The 20,994-nt window shown below is 69.9% G+C and carries 14 protein-coding genes; 7 read left to right on the forward strand and 7 right to left on the reverse strand.

Features of this window, described 5'->3' with window-relative positions; translation table 11 throughout:
• The first annotated feature begins 374 nt into the window (after positions 1-374).
• Entirely contained in the window at positions 375-1,589 is a 1,215-nt protein-coding gene (locus AB0M03_RS36640; RefSeq protein WP_363500097.1) for a hypothetical protein, read from the forward strand.
• A 753-nt stretch (positions 1,590-2,342) separates the two neighbouring features.
• Here AB0M03_RS36640 and AB0M03_RS36645 read toward each other — a convergent pair.
• Positions 2,343-4,202 carry a hypothetical protein gene (locus AB0M03_RS36645; protein WP_363500099.1) on the reverse strand — a complete coding sequence of 620 codons (1,860 nt, stop codon included), beginning with the start codon at positions 4,200-4,202 and terminating at the stop codon, positions 2,343-2,345.
• Positions 4,203-4,535: 333 nt separating this feature from the next.
• Between AB0M03_RS36645 and AB0M03_RS36650 the strand changes: the two genes are divergently transcribed.
• Together AB0M03_RS36650 and AB0M03_RS36655 are read left to right on the forward strand one after the other, a co-directional pair.
• Entirely contained in the window at positions 4,536-6,692 is a 2,157-nt protein-coding gene (locus tag AB0M03_RS36650) for a hypothetical protein (protein ID WP_363500101.1), read from the forward strand.
• Positions 6,693-7,030: 338 nt separating this feature from the next.
• Positions 7,031-7,186, forward strand: coding sequence for a hypothetical protein (locus tag AB0M03_RS36655; RefSeq protein ID WP_363500103.1), 156 nt, complete (start codon positions 7,031-7,033; stop codon positions 7,184-7,186).
• A gap of 247 nt (positions 7,187-7,433) precedes the next feature.
• On the opposite strand, the gene AB0M03_RS36660 is transcribed toward AB0M03_RS36655, so the two are convergent.
• The 3 genes from AB0M03_RS36660 to AB0M03_RS36670 all read right to left on the reverse strand — a co-directional run bounded on the left by AB0M03_RS36660 (position 7,434) and on the right by AB0M03_RS36670 (position 11,704).
• Positions 7,434-9,803, reverse strand: coding sequence for a non-reducing end alpha-L-arabinofuranosidase family hydrolase (locus AB0M03_RS36660; RefSeq protein WP_363500128.1), 2,370 nt, complete (start codon positions 9,801-9,803; stop codon positions 7,434-7,436).
• Between the two features lie 588 nt (positions 9,804-10,391).
• The gene (locus AB0M03_RS36665) at positions 10,392-11,177 is read right to left on the reverse strand and encodes a hypothetical protein (RefSeq protein ID WP_363500105.1); all 786 of its coding nucleotides are present in this window, start codon (positions 11,175-11,177) and stop codon (positions 10,392-10,394) included.
• Entirely contained in the window at positions 11,174-11,704 is a 531-nt protein-coding gene (locus AB0M03_RS36670) for a SigE family RNA polymerase sigma factor (RefSeq protein ID WP_363500108.1), read from the reverse strand. The genes AB0M03_RS36665 and AB0M03_RS36670 overlap by 4 nt, the downstream gene beginning before the upstream one ends.
• 949 nt (positions 11,705-12,653) lie before the next feature.
• Between AB0M03_RS36670 and AB0M03_RS36675 the strand changes: the two genes are divergently transcribed.
• Complete coding sequence (locus tag AB0M03_RS36675) at positions 12,654-13,592, forward strand: beta-galactosidase domain 4-containing protein (protein WP_363500131.1); 939 nt, start codon at positions 12,654-12,656, stop codon at positions 13,590-13,592.
• Here the strand turns inward: AB0M03_RS36675 and AB0M03_RS36680 are convergent.
• Entirely contained in the window at positions 13,567-14,847 is a 1,281-nt protein-coding gene (locus tag AB0M03_RS36680; RefSeq protein WP_363500111.1) for a glycoside hydrolase family 43 protein, read from the reverse strand. The two genes, AB0M03_RS36675 and AB0M03_RS36680, sit on opposite strands and share 26 nt — an antisense overlap.
• Before the next feature lie 894 nt (positions 14,848-15,741).
• Here AB0M03_RS36680 and AB0M03_RS36685 point away from each other — a divergent pair.
• The gene (locus AB0M03_RS36685) at positions 15,742-16,236 is read left to right on the forward strand and encodes a hypothetical protein (protein ID WP_363500114.1); all 495 of its coding nucleotides are present in this window, start codon (positions 15,742-15,744) and stop codon (positions 16,234-16,236) included.
• On the opposite strand, the gene AB0M03_RS36690 is transcribed toward AB0M03_RS36685, so the two are convergent.
• Positions 16,202-16,984, reverse strand: a complete 783-nt coding sequence (locus AB0M03_RS36690; RefSeq protein ID WP_363500117.1) for an IS5 family transposase — start codon at positions 16,982-16,984, stop codon at positions 16,202-16,204. The two genes, AB0M03_RS36685 and AB0M03_RS36690, sit on opposite strands and share 35 nt — an antisense overlap.
• A 327-nt stretch (positions 16,985-17,311) precedes the next feature.
• On the opposite strand from AB0M03_RS36690, the gene AB0M03_RS36695 reads away from it, so the two are divergent.
• On the forward strand, positions 17,312-17,824 hold the full coding sequence (locus AB0M03_RS36695; protein ID WP_363500119.1) for a DUF1877 domain-containing protein: 513 nt from the start codon (positions 17,312-17,314) through the stop codon (positions 17,822-17,824).
• Positions 17,825-18,053: 229 nt separating this feature from the next.
• Positions 18,054-19,508: an NF041680 family putative transposase gene (locus AB0M03_RS36700; RefSeq protein ID WP_363500122.1), complete on the forward strand. Its 1,455-nt coding sequence runs from the start codon at positions 18,054-18,056 to the stop codon at positions 19,506-19,508.
• 114 nt (positions 19,509-19,622) lie between these two features.
• Here the strand turns inward: AB0M03_RS36700 and AB0M03_RS36705 are convergent, their stop codons facing one another.
• Positions 19,623-20,195, reverse strand: a complete 573-nt coding sequence (locus AB0M03_RS36705) for a hypothetical protein (protein ID WP_363500125.1) — start codon at positions 20,193-20,195, stop codon at positions 19,623-19,625.
• Between the last annotated feature and the right edge of the window lie 799 nt (positions 20,196-20,994).

Here is a 20,994-nt window from a genome sequence, read left to right on the forward strand (position 1 = left end):
CCCCCGACGAGACCATCACGACAGCCCTTACCGCCTAGCCTGAAACCGGATCACCGAGTGGCCGTCGATACACCACTCCGGCGGACGTGACCGCGGGCCGAAGACGTCGTCCTCTCCCGGCCGGTGTTCATGCCTTATCACTGGGTGGTCGCCACCTGGGACCACCTCCCGGGCACCGAGTGGTCCACCTTTTGAGGCTCGCGGCCCAGTCGACAGCGCTGCTCGCCACCGGGGTCGGCCGTGTTTACTGACCGGGTTCTGCTTGCCGGTGCCGACTGGAGTGCAGAACCGGGAACCGGAGGCCACCAACCACGGGGTGGTGGCCTTGGTGCTTCTCCAGTGAGGGCCGTGAGGCTCACTGATTCAATACCGGGGTGGTGGACTGGGCACGCATACGCGACAGCAGATTCGAGGTCGATCGCGTCCCAGCGCTCCTGGCGCAGTTGGAACGCCGGGACGACGCGGACGCGTGGCGGGAGCTGGCCTGGCGGCTCGTCCTCGAGGATGACCTGGTCTTTCCAGCCGGCTTCGCCGCCCTGCCGTGGTTGGTGCGCCTCGCGCCCCGCAGCGCGCAGGCACGCGGCCTGGCGGGGCGGATCCTCGAGCGCGCGGCCGGGCACCACGCCTGCGACGCCCAGCTGGCGGACTGCGCGGGCACGATCGCAGAGTTCGGCAAGGTGCTGGACCGGCACCTGCGGTCGCGACCGACCGACTACCTCGTCTCCTTCCGAGCCCTGCTCGCCGTCGCGCAGGAATACCACTGGGCGAACGCCCTGGAGGGCTTCACGGACGACATCTACGAGCTGGAGTGCCCGCACTGCAGTGCGGGGATGAAGATCGCCGTCGGCGGCTTCGGATGCTACTCGCAGGTGTGGGACGGCGACCAGGAGCTGCGACGGGAGCTACGACCGGCAGTTGCCGAAGAACTCACCGGGACCGGCCGATGGATGCACCGGATCGCGGTCCGCGACGGGCAGACGGTGCTCGCCGACGGGATCGCCCACCTCTTCGGCGAAGCGGAATGCCCGGTGTGCGCCAGCATCTTCAACGTCGCGGACGAGTACGCCCACGCCAACCGTCCGGCCCTACGATTCGCCCCAGCGGAGTCCCTCCCGAGTGCCGACGATGCTGCGCAGCCGTGTTCAGACCGTGAACCGGGCCCGCGTGATGACGAGCCGCGGCAGGTTCCGGGCATGCCGTGCGACATCTGCGACCACGAGATCGTCCGGTGGACCCACCGTCCGAACGAAGCCGCCGAACACTGGTCGTGTCCGTGGTGCTACGCCGTCACAAGCTTCGACTCACCCCAGGTATCCCGGCCGGGCTACATGCCGCCGGACCTGCGATGGGAGACCGCTTCATCCGAGTTGCTCTGGGATGCCTCCCGCCACGCCTACGGCTACCAGCGGCGGACGCTGTGCGGCATCGAGAAGCCGGACATGTCCGGCTCCCCGTACGGCATGTGGGGCTGGCTCCCGGACGACTGTCCGGACTGCATCACCATGGCAGAGACCATCGACGCGCGGTGGCCCGTGGACCGTCGCGATCCCACCCACCGCACGAGCATTCGTGACACCCCTGCGCCGTAGGCGCTGATGGCCCGCTGGGTGCTGGGCTGCACCGAACCTGCCGGGCTGCACCGAGCCTGCCCCGACCGAGGTCGAGAGACGCATGGGCTGGCCTGGCGCGGTGCCTTCCCGCTGACCCGCAAGATCTGCCCGCCGCCGGATCGGCATGGTGCATGCACCGCACACCCCGACCGGTGTCAGCGGAATGCCGATTGCAGTGTCACGCCTGCGCAGACCCCGGCTTCCTGGGTCCAGGACGTCTGTACCGGAGGGCACGGGTTCTCGCGGCATCGGGGGAGTGGAGGTGGTGCTCATGCCGGAGGAGGACGGACCAACCGGCGCGGGACCGGTGGTGCCGGTGGCGCTTGCGCGGCAGCAGGCGGTGGACCGGCTGCTTGTCATGGACGCGCGGGGTGAGCTGACGACTGGCCATGTGCGGCTGGTCGCGGACGCAGTGGGGTGTCGCTGCCGCAACTGCCGGCTTCAGCCGCCCTGCGCCATCGTCGGGTCGTCGGACCCCGTCCCGGCCAGCGACTGGAGCACACGCGTCTCCAGGGACCGGCAGGCGACGTGGCACGGCAGGTCCGGGTTCAGCCTCCCGTTGTCTTGTCCGGAATCCCGGACACTGTCACCCGGCCGGCGGCGCCCGGGAGCCGGCCGCGGCTCGTGGTGGAGCAGCGCGGGATGCCCGGGGCTGCGGTGCTGTCCGGCTCGCCCTTGATCAACTTCGCCCTCGGTCCGGTCTGTCTGTTCCCGGGGGCTGAGGGCCGCCGGTTACAGGGGGTTCTTCCAGACGATGCCGTGGAAGACGAGGTAGCCGTTGGCGGTGGCCGGTAGGGCGGTGATGCGGATGACGGCGTAGCGGCCTTCGGTGCTATGGGCGCAGATCTGGTCGCCGACGTGGAGGGCGGTGAGGTTGATGCGGGTGGTCCAGGCGGTGGCGCGGGCGCAGCGTGCGGGGGAGGCATCGGGGGTGGTTTCAATGGGGGCGAGGGCGGCGGAGTTGGTGGTGTAGATGCGGTCGGGGGCGATCCACAGGTCGCCGTTGGGGTTGCTATTGGGGTTGTCGAGTTCTTGGCGCCAGTAGTCGATTCCGACGGAGCGGTAGCCGGGCTCAGTTGCGTTCAGGCGGACGTTGCGCTCCTCGTCGACGATGCCGGGCGGGTCGGCGGCAGGGGCTGCGCCGCCACCGCCGGGCGTCTGTGACTTCAAGAGCGTTGTCGTCGGCGCCGGTGTCGTGGCGGCCGGGTTGGGGCCGGGGTAGGGGGTCGTGCCGCCGGAGGTCAGGGTCGGGGCGGGGTTCCCCGGGCCGGTGGGGGCGGGGGAGCCGCCGGACGGCAGCCCGCCGGCGGTCGGTGCCGGGGCGTTGGTGCTGGGGTGCGCGGGGTCGGGCGTGGACTGGTTGGCGGTCCGGTCGGGGGAGGGGAGCGCGGTGGTGCCGTGGCCGTCGTGCAGTAGCGCCGGGAGAAGGGCTGCTCCGGCAGCCAGGGCACCGGCCAGGAGCGCGATGGCTGCCGCGACGGCGACGCCGGTGCGCGGCCGGGAACGCCGGGGAACGGCCAGCAGCCGAGCAGTTTCCCCGATGCCGGACTCCGCCTGCTGACTGCCGCTACTGCCGCTGTCCGGGCCGGGGCCGGCGGCGCTGTGCCCTGCCGGTCCGTTGTCCTGCGGTGCGACTGCCGCCGTGGTGCCCGCGGTCGTGAGCACGGTCTTGTGTGGGGTCCCGCTGTCGGTGATGTCCAATGCCGGTGCGGCTGCTGATGCCAGCCGGTCGGCTTCGGGATGGTGGGCGTTCGCCGCGGGCGGCAGGTCTTCGGTGCTGCGGGACCCGGAACGGTCTGCGACCGCGGATGCGTCGCCTGCCGGGGCCGTGTCCGCGGCCGGCGGAGCAGGTGTGTCCGGGCCGGGAAGACGGACAGCGATGTTCCCCGCGGTCTCGTGCCGCGTCGCCGTATCGCCGGATTCCGGGTGTTCCGTTGCAGGCTGTCCTTGTGCGGGCGCACCGACCGGGTGCAGCTCGGCGACCGTATCGACCGGCAGCGGTAGGGCCATTGTGCCGAGCTCCCTGTCGCGCGCTGCGCTGCTCGGACTGCCGTTGTCCGTCGTACCGGTGGGCGCCAGCGTCGGCGCCGGCCTCGGTGCCGTCGGCAGGGGAGCGGCGGTGGCCGTGCCGTGGGGCTGTAGCGGGCCTGCCGCCGGATGGTGGGGCGGGGGCTGTGCCGGCTCGGTCTCCACGGTCGGGTGGGCCGGTTTGGCGCTGTCTGCGGGCGTGGTCCGGCCGTCGGCGGCTGGTGGTCCGGCTTCCGTGACGGCGGGGTGGGCGGTGCCGTGCCCGGGGCTGGTCGGGTGCGTGCCGGGCGTTGTGAGGGCGGCCGCGGTGTGCAGCTGGCTGCGGGCGTGTTGCCACTGTTCTCGGAGGGCGGCGGTGGTGGCCGGGTCGGCGGCGCAGGCCTGTGCGTAGGCGAGCACGGTGGTGAGGGTGGGCAGGGCGACGCCCTTGTCGGCCTCGGAGAGGGTGCTGTAGGCGAGGTGTGCTCTCTTTGCCATGTCGCGGTACGTCGGTTTGCCTGCCTCGGCCCTGATCCGCCGCAGCTCGGAGGCGAAGGCCTCCACGGGCCCCTGCTCGGGGTCCAACGGTCTTTTCGTACGGCCCAATTCAGGCCTCCAGGAGCATCGTGGCGGGCAAGGCCCCAGCGTATCGACGCAGGCCGGAGGCCTGGGTGCTGTTCGCCTCAACTGCCTTTTGTTCGGGGGTTGTTCAGTGGGTCTCTGCGGCTGCCGAACAAACAAAACCGCAGCTAGACCTGTGGATGCACGCTCCACCACCGAGTGAGAGACGAGGAAGCGATGCAACCCATGCCTGTGCTGCGGTGCCCGTGCCCGGGTGCCGCCGATCCGATCGGGGTCCGTACGGGCCGGGGCCGTTCCGGCCCGGCCGCCCACCGTGCCACCCGTGTGATGCGGCGGATGTTCGGTGTCCTGCTGGCCGTCGTGGCGGCCGTCGCCGGCCTGCTGACCGCCGCCCCGGCGCACGCCGCCGCCTGGGACCCGGGCAGCCGCACCATCAGCGCGCCCAAGGCTGCCGACTGGTTCATCTACGGGGACCACTCCGCCGCCACCGCCACCGTCTCGCGGACGGCCGATTCGACGGACGCGTTCTGGGTGGCGATCGACGGGTCGATTGCCACCGCTTCCTGGCAGGCAGGCCGGGGATGGAGCGCCCCGCGGAACATCACCGCCCCGGCGGCCTCCACCGGCAAGGGCCTGTCCGTGGTGGCGCGTAACCCCAACCACCTGGACGTGTTCTGGGTCGGCCAGGGCGGCACCGTCGCCACCACCTGGTGGGACGCCGCCACGGGCTGGGCCAGGCCGTTCACCGTCGCCCCGGCCGGGTCCGCGTCCGGTGCCGCCACCTCGGTGGTGGCGCGCAACCCGAACCACCTGGACGTGTTCTGGACGAGCCCGCAGGGGGCGGTGTCCACCACGTGGTGGGACGCCGCGACGGGCTGGGCCAGGCCGTTCACCGTCGCCCCGGCCGGTGCGGCGGCCAAGACCGCCACCTCGGTGGTGGCACGCAATCCGAACCACCTGGACGTGTTCTGGACGAGCCCGCAGGGTGCGGTGTCCACCACGTGGTGGGACGCCGCGACCGGATGGGGCAGGCCCTTCACGATCAGCGCACCCGGTACGGCGGCGAAGACCGCGATCTCGGTGGTGGCGCGTAACCCCAACCACCTGGACGTGTTCTGGATCAGCCCGCAGTGGGCGGTCTCCCACACGTGGTGGGACGCCGCCGCCACCTGGGCCAAGCCCTTCAACCTCGCCCCGGACTGGTCCGCGACCGACACCGACGGCGTCACCGCGATCGCCCGCAACCCCAACCACCTGGACGTGTTCTGGATCAACCGGCAGGGACGCGTCGCCACCACCTGGTGGGACGCCGCCACCCCCTGGGTCGCGCCCTTCCCGATCCCGTCCTGGGCCCGCTGGGGCATCTCGGCCACGGCCCGCACCCCCGACCGCGTCGACCTGCTCTGGGTCGACCCGAACGGCGCGATCGGCACCACCACCTGGGACGAACAGAAGCCCGCACCCGGCTCCCACGCCCGCATGACGAGCTTCTCGCCCGCGAGCAACGGCTTCCGCTTCCGCAACGACTTCACCACCGAGCCGATCCAGAACCTCCGCTTCGGCGGCCTGTGCGGCGGCATGGCCTACAGCGCCCTCGACTACTACTACACCCACCAGCCGATCCCGCAGCAGAACATCCTCCCGGCGACCGGCACCAAGCTGTTCAACCAGATCTACAGCCGGCAGGTCCCCTCGATCACCGACAACGTCGACAAGTGGGCCGAGCTGATGGTCAACCCCTTCGGCTGGCGGACCAACGAGTTCTTCAACTGGGGCCTGCAGGGCTTCAACGGCGGCCGGCTGCAGGAACTGCAGCGCTCCATCGACGCCGGCCGACCCGTGCCGCTGGGCCTGTTCAAGGCCGGCAACGGCGGCGCCGGACCGCACCACCAGGTCGTCGCCATCGGATACGACCTCGGCCGCTACCGCGGCGACCTCGGCGCCTTCCAGGAAGACCTGAAGATCTTCATCTACGACCCCAACCACCCGGGACAGACCGTCACCCTCGTCCCGTCCGTCGCCGACCACTCGTACCACTACCTCGAGTTCCCCGGCGAGTCGTGGATGACGTACTTCGTCGACAGCAAGTACCGCACCACCACACCCCTGTCCCTGCTGGACGAGCCCGGCAACCAGGGAGCCACGCCCAACCAGTTGGCCGTCACCATCGGCACCGGCGGCGACGACCTGCGCGGCGGCAGCGACAACGCCAACATCGTCGTCACCTTCACCGACGGCCGCCAGCAGTACTTCGACAACATCAACAACGGCACCCGCTGGATCGACAACTACGCCCAGACCGTCATCCTGCCCATCTACCCCGGCAACGCCAAGGTCCGCAGCGTCGTCCTGAGCACCACCGGCGGGGACAACTGGAACGTCAACACGCTGGCCATCAAGACGCTCGCCGGCCAGATGCTCCACCAGGCCTCCGGCAACCCGCTGGTCAGGCTCACCGGCGCCCACATCCCCTACACCGCACGCATCAGCTGAACCACCACACGGCGCGGCCCGCCTGACCACCAGGCGGGCCGCACCCGCATGCCGGAACCGGGGTTCTGTGACTTCGCAGCCGCGCCACATCTACACCAACGCGACGATCGCCGGGCTGATGGCGCTGGCAGGCGGCGCGTGTTACAGGCCTGATTGTGGTGAGCCGATTCTTCGCATGGTGGGTGCGGAGCCGATGCTTAACGTGGAGATCGCCCACATCCGTGCGCTCGAGAAGAGCGGTTGCCGGTTCGATCCGTCCTGGACGGTCAAGGAGCGCAACAGCTTCTTACCGGCTACCGGCCGGGTGCGGCGTCCCCGATGGCGGCCAGCAGACGTGCGTGGTCGGTGTCGGCGGCTTCGCGGGTGGCCGGGGCCGGGTCTTCGAGTACCAGCCGCGGCTCGGCCGCCTGGTCCGCACCGTCGCTGAGGCCGGGCAGGGCATCGAGCTGTACTCCACCCGGATCGAGGGCGACGCGGCCGCCTGCCGGCCATGAGGGTCGTCCGCCTCGCGTTCGGCGGCGCGGCGGGTTCGTCGGGCTGAGGGCTTCTCGGCCGGCGTCGGCCATGAAGCCTCGCCATGCCTTCGACTTCTCCCCAAATGGTGGGAACCCCAGCCGGCGCACGGCTGGGGTTCCTCGAGGTGGTGAGTATCGGTCAGCGGGTGGAGGTGTGCGCGCCGTGGACCGCTCGTCTACGCGTCGGTGCGCCGCACCCGATTTCGATCACCGTGGGTCAGGCGGGTCAGCGCTTCAGGGTGAGGATGCCGGGCCGGTACGGCAGCTTGTCGTAGGGGGTCTTCGGCGGGGTGTTGGGGGACTTGCCCTGGTAGAGGAACTGCAGGTTGCAGGGGTCGATGGTCATGGTCTGGTCGGGGTTGTCGCGGACCAGGTCGCCGTGGCTGATGTCGTTGGTCCAGGTGGCACCGCTGTTGGCCTTGCCGGCGAAGGGGTTGGACTCGGTGGCGGCCTGCGGGGTCCAGGTGCCGTTGAGGCTGGTGGCGGTGAAGGAGCGGAAGTAGCGCTGCTCGTTCGCGCCGCGGGCCTCGACGATCATGAGGTACTGGTTCTGGCCCTTGACCTTGTAGACCTGCGGCGCCTCGAAGAGGTTCTTCTCCGTGTCGCTCATGACGGTGGTGTAGGAGGAGCCGAAGTTGCCGGGGAAGTTCCCGATCGGCATGCTCGCCCGGTAGATCTTGCCGTTGTCACCGGCGAAGAACAGGTACATGTTCTGGCCGTCGGCGATCAGGGTCTGGTCGATCGGGCCGGTGCCGGAACCCGGGATGGAGCCGGTGAACAGCGGCTGCGGCGCGGACCAGCCGTTGGGGTTGGTCGGGTCGCTGGAGGTGCGGTAGACGAACGGCGACTGGCCCCACTGGGACGCCAGCACCCAGATCTTCTTGGGCGCGAAGTAGAACAGGGTCGGCGCCACCGCCTTCTGGCTCATGCCGGTCTGGGCGGCCGATGCCATGTCCGACCAGTTCGTGAACGGGCTGAACATCATCGAGCCGTACCCTGATCCCGGCACGTTCGAGGCGTAGACCAGGTGCTTGCCGTTGTACGTCACGGTGGTGAAGTCCTTCACCGACGCCCACCCGTTGGCCGGCTGCGCCAGCGCACCGGTCGACGTCCACCGGTAGGTCGACGGGAGGGCGCACGTGCCGCCCGGCGCGGGCGTTGTCGGGGTCGGAGCCGGGGTGGGCGACCCGGACGGCCTGAAGTTCCAGTGCTGGTTGGCAGCTCCCCAGGAGTCCCAGATCTGGACGGTGGTGCCGTTGGCGGTCTGGTTGCCGGGGGTTTCCAGGGCGCGGCCGCTGGCGACGTTGGTCAGGGTGTAGGAGCCGTCGGTGTTCTTGGCGGCCTTCCAGTGCTGGTTGGCGGCGCCGGTGGAGTCCCAGACCTGCATCCGGGTTCCGTTGCCCGTCCGGTTAGCCGGCTCCTCCAGGACCCGGCCGCTGGCGATGTTGGTGAGGGTGTAGGAGCCGTCGGTGTTCTTGGTGGCCTTCCACTGCTGGTTGGCGGCGCCGCCGGCGTCCCATACCTGGACGGGGGTGCCGTTGCGGTTCTGTCCCGCGTACTCGTCGAGGACGCGTCCGGCGGCGCCCACGGCGGAGAGCGTGTAGACGGTGCCGGAGGTGATGCCCCCGCCCGGCGTGCCGCCGCCCCCTCCGCCGCTGGCGCCGCCCAGGGTGGTGAGCACCGAGCCGTAGGCGGGTTTCTTGTTGCCGCCGCGGTCGAACAGCAGCGGGTTCTCACCGCCGCGCCAGGAGTCGCTGTCGCGGATACCCCACACGGTGATGCCGGTGCAGCGGGCGACGGCGAGGCAGTCCTTGACGGTGTTGGTGTAGGCGGTGGTGGACGCCTGGGCGATGTCGAGCTCGGTGAGCTGGACGTCCACGCCGAGCGCGGCGAAGTTGGACAGGGTGGTCCGGAAACTGGCCGGGGCACCGCCGGCGCCGAAGTGGCTCTGGAAGCCGACGCAGTCGATGGGCACACCGCGGGACTTGAAGTCCTTGACCATCCGGTAGACGCCCTGGGTCTTGGCGTCCGTCCAGTTCTCGATGTTGTAGTCGTTGTAGCAGAGCTTGGCCGAGGAGTCGGCGGCGCGGGCGGTGCGGAAGGCCTCCTCGATGAAGCCGTTGCCCAGCACGTCCTGGAACACGGAGCTGCGGTGCTGGCCGCTGCCGCCGTCGGCGAAGGCCTCGTTGACCACGTCCCAGGCGTAGATCTTGCCCTTGTAGTGGGTCATCTCCTGGGTGATGTGGTTGTTCATCACGCTGCGCAGGGTGCCGGGGTCCTTGATCGAGGAGACCCAGTTCGGCAGTTGGGAGTGCCAGACCAGGGTGTGGCCGCGCATCTTCTGGCCGTGCGCGGCAGCGTGGCTGACGATCGAGTCGCCGGCGGCGAAGGTGAACGACCCGCGGGAGCGCTCGGTGGCGTCCCACTTCATCTCGTTCTCCGGGGTGATCATGCTGAACTCCCGGTCGAGAATGCCCGAGTACGCCGAGTCACCGAGCCTGCCCAAGGCCACCGCCGTACCGAAGTAGCGGCCGCTGCCCGCCGCCGCGTCGGCGAGCACGGCCGGCGTGCCGGCATTCGGGGTACGTGAGGCCATGGCGACCAGCGGTACGGCAGCACCCACGGCAGCGATCACCACGGCGGCGGCTATGACGCGGCGGGTGGCCGGACGGCGGCGATGAGAACGGTTCTGATCTGGCAACGGCTTGTCTTTCTGGCGCTGAGGGCCTTCGTCTGAGGCCCTGTCACCCGTCAGTGGCCGCCACGCCCACAAAGGTTGCCGCGATCGAGGAAGAAAATTTTTAAAGGCCGTCGCCACGATCCTCACGCAGTTCCACGGCTACCTGCCGAGCACCACGGAGGCCACCTACGACGAAGGGAGCAACAGCGGCCGGCCGACTGGACCACGTACCAGCAGTTCGGGCACTCGACCTCCCCGACTGCACCGCCGCGCCGTCACGGCCCCGACCTCCTCCTTCCTCAACAGCTTCAAGGACGGCGCGCCGGTCCGCACGAGTGCACCGGTACGCATGGGTGTCGGGGATGGGCGGGTCTTCGCTGCGTGCCGGTAGCCGACCCGGCAACACCTGCCTCGCTGGTAGTCGGCCCGGGGCGCCTCACCGGGATCCGCTCGACCATCGAGGTGTGCGGTGAGGGGACTCTTCCCCTCACCGCACCTCGGCATTCACCGGGTCGGGACGAACCCTCCCCGGACCGACGCGGAGCCGCCCGACGCCTGCGCGTCGACGCGGTAGCCGTCGCCCGCGGCACTGCGCACACTGCCGTTGTTGAACTGGGCGCCGAACCTGTAGCTCCCGGCCGGCACGGTCAGGCCCGGCTTGAGGACCCAGCGGTAGACCAGCGCGCCGCCGGCCTCCTGGACGGTGACGGTGAAGTCACCACTCGGCAGCGTGTGCCAGGTGCCGGCGTTCTTCACTTTGCCGGTCTGCACGATCCGGATCTCGACCGTGAGCGAGGTGAGCGGCTGGGTCGTCTTGAGGAAGAGGTCGCTCTGCGTCCAGTAGACGCTGCTGTACGGGTCCAGCGAGCCGGCCGACCACAGCGGTCCGTTCTGGCTCTCGCCGACGGTCGGCGAGGGGCTGGCACTGGTGGCCGACGGAGTCGGGCGCGAGCTGCCCGGGGTGGTGGCCGGGGGCGCGACCGGGGTGGGGCGGGCCGAGGTCGGGGGCGGGGAGCTGACGGCCGGGGCCAGGGTGGTGGGCGTGGCCACGGTGGGCGGCGGCGACGGCTCCGCGACGATGGCGGCGACGGCGAGGCCGCCGGTCGTCAGGATGCCACCGGCGGCGAGCCCGGCGAGCGCGACCCTGATCCCGGACCTCGCGAACGGTCGCGCGCGGTGACGTACGGCGGGGCCGGCCATGCCGCGTTCCACCCGGGCCAGCATCCGCGCACGGTCGGGCCGGTGGGCCTCGGCGGCCTCGCGCAGCCGACGCTCGATCTCCTCGTTCACCGCTTCCTCCTCCCTGCCACCAGGTCCCCGGCCGCTCGCGCGCCCAGTATCTTCTGCAGCTCGGCCATCCCCTTCGAGGTCTGGCTCTTCACCGTTCCCACCGATATGCCCAGCGCCGCTGCCGCGTCCTTCTCCGACAGGTCGAGGGCGTGCCGCAGCACCACGCAGGCGCGCTTGCGGAATGGCAGCCGGGCGAGCGCCGCGCGCACGTCTATCACGGCCGCCGTGTCCGGTCCCTGCACCTTCTCGGGGCTGCGGGACCAGAACAGCGTGATCCGGCGCCGCTCCCGCACCATGCTGCGGATCCGTCCCCGCGCCAGGTTGGCCACCACACCGCGTGCGTAGGCGAGCGGGTGGTCGGCCTGCCGCAACCGGTCCCAGCGCTGCCACAGCGCGACCAGGGCATCCGCCGCGAGGTCGTCCGCCGCGTCGGCCTCGCCGGTCAGTAGGTGGGCCAGCCGGGCGAGTTCGGCATAGTGGCGTTCGAAGAATTCGTGGAACTCCGCGGACGCGTCATCGAGGACCATCCCCCGGTCGCCCTCTCCTTGCCAGGATGTGCGCGTTGGTTGCACATTCAATAACATTGGGGGGCGCAGCCTAACAGTGCCGAGCCTGGGATTCGAACGGTGGTCGTGCTCGGTTGCGGGGCGGTGAAGGCTCACCGGCGGGCTGGTCACTGCCGACCGAACCGGACGCGGGTCGGCTGGGCGACGTCCGGCTGCACGGCGGTGCCGCCGACGGTCGGCTGCTCCGCGTGGATGCCGGTGAACCTCATACCAATTCTGCTCCCGGAGGGATGGCACGCCGGCACACCGACGGCCAGCAGCCTCAAGGGAACGCCCGTGACCAGTCCACGCCTGCACCACGGTTGCGGCGCGGCATGCTTCGTTGCCCTCATACCTGTCCATCCGGTTGTTCGACTCGGCCTTGCAGCTCCCAGTTGCCGCAGAGGACGAGAAGGTTGCCGCCCCGATGCTGCTTTCTCGGCGACCGGTGCACGGCATGAAAGGGAACCGTTCCCCAGAACCCGATGCCGTCGGTGCCAGGTGGGCAAGTCCTCCTGCTCGCCACCGGGCCTGGCCGGTAAGTCAGTAGCGCGGATGGGCCGCGGCGCAGGGACTGCATCCGCGGCACCTGCAGACGCTGTTCACCGCCGGCGCACGGTTCAAGGACAAGCACCACGGCACTGCCGAGATCACGGCCCCGAGGTGGCCGGCGTCCTGCACCTGTCCACCGGACGCGTCATCGCCGCCGACCCCGGAACGCTGTCCGACACCGACGAGCCCTTCGCCGTGACCGTCCCCGCCGGCGACCACCGCGTCCTGATCGGGCGCATGACCTGGACCGACCACGGCTGGGGGGGGCACCGCGGCGAAACTGGAGATCCTCCCCGACGGCACCCCCTCGCCCGGCCTGCTGGAGTACGCCAAGGTCATTGCCCCCGTCCGCATCGGCCCCGGCCCCGAGCCCGGGACGCTGACCGTCGAGAACCGCTACGAGGTCCTGGACCTCTCCCACCTGCGGTTCACCTGGTCACTCGCACGCGAGGGCGTCGAACTCGCCGCGGGCACCCTGCCCACGCCACAGCTGGCCGCCGGGGAACACGGCCCCCTGCCGCTGCCCGCACCGGCCCGGCAGGCCGCCGTCGAGGGCGACGGCGATGGCGACGGGGGCGAACTGTGGCTCACCGTCCGGGCGAAGCTGGCCAAGACCACCGACTGGGCGCCCGAGGGCCACGTCATCGCCTGGGGGCAACTCCAGCTCTCCGCACCGAGGCCCGGCCGCTCGCACGGCACCCCGGTGGCACCGCACACCGCGGACGGAATCATCACGCTCGGGCCCGGCCGGTTCGACCACGCCACCGGCAGCCTCTTCGACCTCGGTCAACTGCCCCTGCACGGCCCCACGCTGGGCCTGTGGCGCGCACCTACCGACAACGACCGCGGCTGGTCCCAGCGCGACGCCGCCTACTGGAAGGCCCGCGGCCTGGACCGGCTGCGCCACCGCACCGTCTCCGTCACGCCCGACGCCGAGGGGCCGTTCTGGTCGGTGCGGGTGGCTCCCAGGGTGAACCCGACGGTGGCCGCCCGGGCCTGTGCTGCGGGCAGCAGCACCGCCCCGCATGCACCGAGCAGGGCAAGTAGCGCGGCGAGTGCGGTTCGCCACCGGCTGACTGGCCGAGTGTCGCGTGAAGGACGGTGGGACAAAGCTTTCACCACTCCTGCGAGGGCATGTTCAAGCGCAGTACGATCACGACCTGTGGTTAGAAGCAGGTCGAATGCACCGACCGAGCGGGTCGCCTCCACCTGGGCTTGCGCGGAGGTCGGCCACGCTTCGGTCGGTTCATCTACCAGTTCGGCAACGTCGTCGAACGCTGCTTCGGATAGCGTCAGAAGGCGGAGCGGGTGGGAGTGAACTGCCACCAGTTCATGTTGAAGAGGAAGCCGCTGCCGCCGGTGAAGCGCAGGTACAGATCGTGGGTGCCGGTCGCGCCGGTGACAGGGCAGGAGATCGTGCTCCAGGTCTGCCAGCCTCCGGTGCCCGGCACGGTGCACGTCCCGACCGTCGGCCCGGTCGTGCTGTCCAGGTGCAGCTCGATGCGGCCGCCGCTGGTGGCCGAGGCGACCCTGGCGGTGAAGGAGGCGGCGCCGGTGCCGAACGCCACGCCCTTGACCTTGGTGTAGTCGCCGTTCTCGATCCAGCCGATGTTCATTCCACCCTCGCTGGAGGGTTCGGTCTCGATGCCGCTGCCCCACGCGATGGTCTCGGCCTCCTGGCGGACGTAGGGGTTGAGGGTGCTGGCCTGCGGCACCCCGGCCGTCGTCATGTTGATCGTCGGGATGGTGCCGTCTGGGTTGTAGCTGAACTTCTCCACCGCGACCGACCGGGTGTAGCCACCGCCGCCCGGCAGGGCGCCGTTGTGGTAGAAGAAGTACGAGCCGCCGTTGAAGTCGACGATGCCGACGTGGTTGGTGAAGCTGCTGCCCTGGGTGGGCATGATGGTGCCGCGGTACGTCCACGGTCCGGTCGGGCCGGGCGCGGTGGAGTAGGCGATGAACTCGGAGCAGCACTTCGCCGCGAACACCATGTAGTAGAGGCCGTTGCGCTTGTAGACCCAGGGGCCCTCCTCATACAGGGTGGGCCGGTTCGCGTCTCCCGTGCGGGTGCCGAACCCCGCGGTGGTCAGCGGTATCTGCGTCGGGCTGCCGGAGTACGAGACCATGTCGGCGTTCAGCCGCACATACCACAGCCTCGGGTTCCCGTAGTACAGGTAGGCCTGCCCGTTGTCGTCGATGAAGACGGTGGGGTCGATCTCGGAGTTCTGGATCAGCGGGGCGCCGATCGCGTCACGGAACGGCCCAGTGGGGCTGTCCGAGACCCCGACTCCGATGGCCTGCGATCCGTTCTTCATCCGCACCGGCACGTACCAGTAGAACTTCCCGTTGCGGTAGATGGTCTGTCCCGCCCAGGCGTCCGAGCCGGCCCAGCTGAAAGTCGCCAGGCTCATCGGCGAGCCGTGATCGGTCCAGTTCACCATGTCGGAGGACGACCACACCCGCCAGTCGCGCATCCTGAAGGTCGTCGAGCCGTCCTCGTCATGCCCGGTGTACAGGTAGACCCGGCCGTTGTAGACCAGCGGTGCCGGATCGGCGGTGTACACGTTCTGCACGATCGGATTGTCCGCCCGGGCCGCGGCCGGAAGGAATGCCAGCACGCACAGCAGGCTTGCCGTCAGGGCGACGAAGCGTTGCGACCATCGCGAAAGCGCGGATGTCATCGTTGGAGTCCCTTGCTCGGGTGGGATGTGAAGGGATGGCACCGACGGTTACCACCGGCGGCACCGCCTCGCGGCACGCGCCCACCGGACCGGCACGGCCTCTCCCTCCGCCTTGGACCGCCAGGGCGGCACCCGCCCCGGAAGCGGAATGTTAGCGCTAACAATTTTGACAGCCAGTTCGGAGAGTCAGCCACCGGTGCGGCCGAGGTGCGCCATAGCGGTCCTGAGTGTGCCTCAGCCCGGCAGGAAGCGCCAGAGTTCTGTCGAAAGGGAGTCCGATTTTCCGCATCGCCGGTGGTCACCGGCCGGGCGCTGGCGGCCCGGCTGGCATTTCCACCGCCACCACCGCCTTCACTACGTGTGGCTGATCGGCATTTTGCTTGTGGTGTGGGCCTGTGGCGTGGGGTGTTGTGGTTGGAACGGGGACGTTGGCGGGTCCTCTCTAGGGGTTGGCGGACGTTGTCTTGATCGTTTCAGCTGGAAGAGGCTGCCGTACAAGGTTCTGATCTGCGAGCGTTGGTGATGGGTCGGGAATCACTGGTTGTCTGAGATGTTCTGGGGTTTCTTGCCGGTCTACCGGTAGCCCCACAGGGAGCGGCTTGTCGGGGGTCAGCCGTTGCGTGCTGGTGTTCGGTGGATCCAGGTCCAGAGGAGGTCGTTGGGTGGGGGTGTGAGAAGTCGTTGTCTTTCCGAAAGTGACGGGTACGTTTCCGCTGGTCAGGCATAGGGCCGGCGCTTCGGCGGCAGGGACGAGGTGTCGTGTCGTCTCTTCGGTGGAGGTGTCGGATGCCGTCGGTGATGGGGTTGCTGGAGGAACGTGAACGGGCTGCTCGGCAGCGGGTGGAGGCCCTTCAGGCCGAGCTGCGGGAGGCGGAGGCGGTATGGGAGCGGTTCGTGATCGCCCGCGAGACAGTCGGCGAGGTCCTGACGGAATCTCGCGGAGGCGAGGAGGTGCCGCGGGCCGTGGTGGACGGTGAGCGGCCGGAGCCGGTCGCGGCAGCGGTGCCTGGTTCGGTGGTGCCGCACTGGCAGGAGGGGCTCGCGCCGACGGTGCTGGCGCCGGACTACCGGCGGATCATGGACGTCCTGGCCGGCGGGAAGGGGGCGGATGGAGAGGCGATGGACTGTCGCCGACTCGCGGCGGCACTTGGGCTGGAGCCGGTTGCGGCGAAGGTGGAAGGGGTGCGGTCGAAGGCGAAGCGTCTGGCCGCGCGGGGCTGGCTGGCCGAGGACCGTCCCGGGATGTTCAGCGTGCCCGCCGGGCGAGGCGCCGGCTCATGACCATGCTCATCGACCAGCGGATCACCGCCTCCGAGGTGTCGGTGCGGGCCTCGTAATCGCGGGCCAGGCGGCGTGAGCGCATCAGCCACGCGAACGTGCGCTCGACCAGCCACCTCTTCGGCAGCACGACGAAGCCCGCGGTGTCGTCGCCGCGTTTGACCACGCGCAGGGCGAGGCCCAGGACGTCGCGGGCGAGGTCGACCAGGCGCCCGGTGTAGCCGCCGTCGGCCCACACGATCGTGATGCGCCAGTGCCGCTCGCGCAGCCGGGCCAGCAGCGTCCCGCCGGCCTCGCGGTCGGTGACGGATGCCGCGGTGACCGTCACCGCCAACAGCAGCCCGAGGGTGTCCACCACGATGTGGCGCTTGCGGCCGTTCACTTTCTTCCCGCCGTCGAAGCCCCGGCTCACGGCCGGCACCGACGCGGCTGCCTTCACCGACTGCGCGTCGATGATCCCCGCGGTCGGCTCCGGATCGCGGCCCGCCACCTCACGGACCCGGTCGCGCAACCGGTCGTGGAACTCGCCGACCAGGCCCTTGTCCCGCCAGCGCCGGAAGAAGGCGTAGACACGGTCCCACGCGGGAAAGTCTGCGGGCATCGCCCGCCAGGCGATGCCGCCCGCGACCAGGTAGCGGATTGCGTCGACCATCTGGCGGTGGCAATAGCCCTCCGGCTGCCCGCCCCGGCCCTCCAGCCACCCCGGCACCGGCATCGCGTCCCGGACCACAGCCCATTCCGCGTCACTCATGTCGGACGGATACCTCGGCCGCCTGTGCGGACAGTCCCCGGCGTTCCCGAACTGGTGAGCGAGACAATCACACTCCCGGGCAGCCGAGTTGGATCCAGCCGACGTGAGGGCGTACAACTGCGGCAACAGGGCCTCCTGGCGTGCTCACGGTCTCGACAACCCCGAGCTGCACCAGAGGCCCTGTCTTCATGCTCGACAGGCCGCAAGATCACACGACCGAGTCCCCGCAATCGAACCCATGCTCACCAAGATCGGCACGACAGCGGGTTCCAGTACTGGGGTGTAATCCGCTGGTGAGCGGCGAAGTCCGTCCGGAACACTGCCACCATGGCAGTGACGCAGCAGCTCGCACGAGTGACGACGGAGTACTTGAACCTCTGCCGACAGGTAGCGGAGGCCTCCCCGGATGCCAACCCCCAGTGGGATCCGCCGAGGGCGGACCGGCTCGACCTCGACTGGTCGCCCGAGTCCCTCCGGCGACTCTTCCAGCTGGCCCGGGTCGGACCGGCAGCAGTTTCGGCACTCGAACGATCTACCGACGGCGACGCGCTAATCGATGTCTCCTACCTCGATCACGACGACGCCGTAGGCACATTCGGTCCTCCGCCCAGAGCCATCGGCCCCGACGCGGCATCGGAGATTGCCACCACACTTGCCGCGGTCGACTGGGAGGATGCCATCGCTGCGCTGCCGGCGGACGGCCAAGAAGCAGCAGCTACCTTGAGAATGAGCATCACCGGCGATCCTCGCCTGTACCTCACCCACCACTTTGAGGCACTCCGCACCTTCTACCGGCAGGCGGCTGAACGGCGGCTCACCGTCGTCCTGTGGTGGGACTGAGCCCAACCCAGAACGGCGAGGTTCGGGTTCTGAGGATTGACCTCGCTGGCCGAGGCGCACCTTGGGACTCCCGTTCGATCGGCAGACCTCGCGATCGGTACGACAACAGCTTCTAACGTCGCAGGTCACCCGACCTGCTGGTTTGGCGTTCTTCCCGGGACAAAGGCCACGGCCGTTCTCCACGCTTCGAGATGTCGAGTCACGAAGCCCAAGAGAACGGCCGCTGCGTATGAGTCTGCCCCATGCTCCGTCCACTGGTGACGCGTTGGGCCTGCTGTCCCGCTTTCGGGTCGAGTTCTACGAAAGTCTCTACACGCGCGCGGACGCGCTCTTCGAGCTCGCCGACGCGGTGCTGTGCACCGACGGGCCGGTGAACACGCTGGTCGAGCTCTGTCTCGCGGCCGAGCACCGGCGCGGGCACGGCGCCTTGTACGCCGCGCTGGACCGGGGCTGGCTGGAGCCGACAAGGTTGCGCCGCACCCTGGCGAACCTGCCGATCCCGCGACTCTCCGATGGGCGGATCGGCCTGGCCGTGGACGTCTCCAACTGGCTGCGGCCCGATGCCCCGACCAGCGACGAGCGCCTGTTCTGCCACGTCTACGGCCGCGGCGGACGGGCCAGCGACCAGCTGGTGCCGGGCTGGCCCTACTCGTTCGTCGCCGCTTTGGAGGCGGGGCGGACCTCCTGGGTCGGGCTGCTGGACGCGGTCCGCCTGGGACCGGCCGACGACGCGACCGCGGTCACCGCGGCCCAGCTGCGGGAGGTCGTCGAGCGTCTGATCGCCGCGGGGCACTGGCGGCCTGGCGACCCGGACATCATGATCGTGATGGACGCCGGCTACGACGGCACCCGCCTCGCGCACGTGCTCGCGGACCTGCCGGTGGAGATCGTGGTGCGGCTGCGCTCGGACCGCGTCATGCTCCGCGACCCGGGCCCCGCACGCTCCGGACCCAGAGGGGGACGCCCGCGTCGGCACGGCGGCGTGCTCACCCTCGCCCAGCCGAAGACCTGGCACACCCCGGACGCGATCACCAGCACGGACACCATGCGCTACGGCAAGGCCGAAGCACTGGCATGGGACCGCATGCACCCCCGGCTTCAGCGCCGCGGCCCCTGGCTGGAGTACACCGACGCCGAACTCCCCGTGCTGCACGGCACGTTGGTCCGTCTCAAGGTCGAGCACCTGCCCGGCGAGCGGGACGCCAAGCCGCTGTGGCTGTGGTCCTCCGCCACGGGCGTCACCGCCGCCCATCTGGACTGGATCTGGCGCACCTTCCTGCGCAGATTCGACCTGGAACACACATTTAGGCTGCTCAAGAGCACCCTCGGCTGGACCGCCCCGCAGTTCCGCAACCCGGACACCGCCGACCTGTGGACCTGGCTGATCCTCGTCGCGCACACCCAGCTCCGCCTCGCCCGACCCCTGGCGGAGGATCTTCGCCGCCCCTGGGAGAAACCCGCCCCACCGAACAGACTCACGCCCGCCCGGGTCCGACGCGGGTTTCGCCACATCCACGCGAAGGCACTCAACCCGGCCGGTGTGCCGCAACCGACACGCCCCGGCCCAGGCCGCCCACCCGGCACGAAGAACCGCAGGCCGGCACCCCACTACGACGTCGGGAAGACCATCAAACGCGAACTCACACTCGAAGCCCACCTCGCCAAGAACGCGACGACTCCATAAAAATCAAGCTGAGAACACATCCCGCCCCGTGGGACGAAGACGCCCGGCCACCAAGCCCCAGATCCCCTTCTGGGGAGGTTCTGTTCGGCGGATCACGGCGCCGTAGGGCTCAGGTCACTCAAATCTGGGCAGAGCCGCCGGAATTCGGCCGGAGGCCACCCAGGACCTGATGACCGGCTCCGCTGGCGATCCGAAGGCGCCCGCCAGCAGGATGTGCAGCAGGAGCTCGGTGGCCGTCGCGAACAGCACCGGGGGAGACTCGTGGTCGTAGCCCGCCCGGTCGATCACCAGCCGGCCGGCTGGAAGGGCCCCGCTGGTGAGGGCGTGCAGGCCGTCCGCCGCAGCATGATCCAGCCCTTCGGGCAAACCCGGCAGTAGCGCACCGCGCAGCAGCCCCAGCTGTGGCGTAGGCCGGACCGTCTCCCAGAATCTGACCCGCCAGGCCAGTCGATCGCCCTCTCCTGGTTCGAACTCGCCACCCACCAGGGCGCTGAACCGCAGATCGCCGTAGTTCTGCTGCAGTTCTAGGACAGCGCGGGACCGCGCGCCCGTAGTAATCGGGCGTGCGAGGGCCAGCCCGCTGAGCTGGCGCTTCCCCAGGAGGCTGAACTCACGGCGGTCGTCGTCGACTGCCGCGCTTCGGCCGAACGTCCTCACCACAAACACGCAGAACTCCTCTGACTTCATCCAACGCCGTGAGGGCGACGGCCGCGAACAGCGGGGCGCGCCTGGGCAGCGGGCCGGTGTGCCGCCAGGCGAGCGCGTCTTCCGATCGCATGATCCACCGGACAGAACCTTGTAGCGCAGCGCAGGTGCGAGAGTTCTGCTCCGCCGGGGCTGGCACAGTCGGCTCCTCACGCCGCAATGCGGGTGAGCAGGCCCCTTGACTCCCTGCAGCCCACACCTACGCTGCGACCAGCGCCCCCGAAGCCCGGTGGGTCTGCGAGCCACCGCCCGGTGAAACACCGCGACCCACGCCCGCCGTCTCGGCACCGAGACCCGCAGCTGGCCCGTGCGATCCGGCCCAGGCGCGCACCCGGCTGCACCGCGCAACCGGGTGCCGAAGACACACGCCGCTGTGCACCGGGACTCCGACGCGGCCAGTCGATGAAGTACTCCACCGTCCCCACACGAAAGGATGATCATGCCACGTTTCCGTGCACGCTTTGCGATCCGCACCGTTCCCCGCCGACGCTTTGCGATCCGCACCGTTCCCCGCCGATGCCGCCGGCCGGGATGCCGCAACTTCAGCCGTGACTACTACTACCGGGCCCATGGCCGCGGCCTTCAGGCCATCCCCGTCTGCGGGCCCTGCGTCGACGAGGCACTCGCCCAGGCACATGACGCCCTTGCCGAAGGAATTGTGTGATGCTGCAACCGCCATGGAAGACGGTTGCGTCCAGGGAAGTGGTGTACGGGTTCCACCCGTTCCGGGGGTTTCGTCCCGGTAGCGGGTGTCGCCTGAGAACGTAAGACGGCCACCGGC

The sequence above is a fragment of the Kitasatospora sp. NPDC051914 genome, from assembly GCF_040680995.1.
Taxonomy (GTDB): domain Bacteria; phylum Actinomycetota; class Actinomycetes; order Streptomycetales; family Streptomycetaceae; genus Kitasatospora.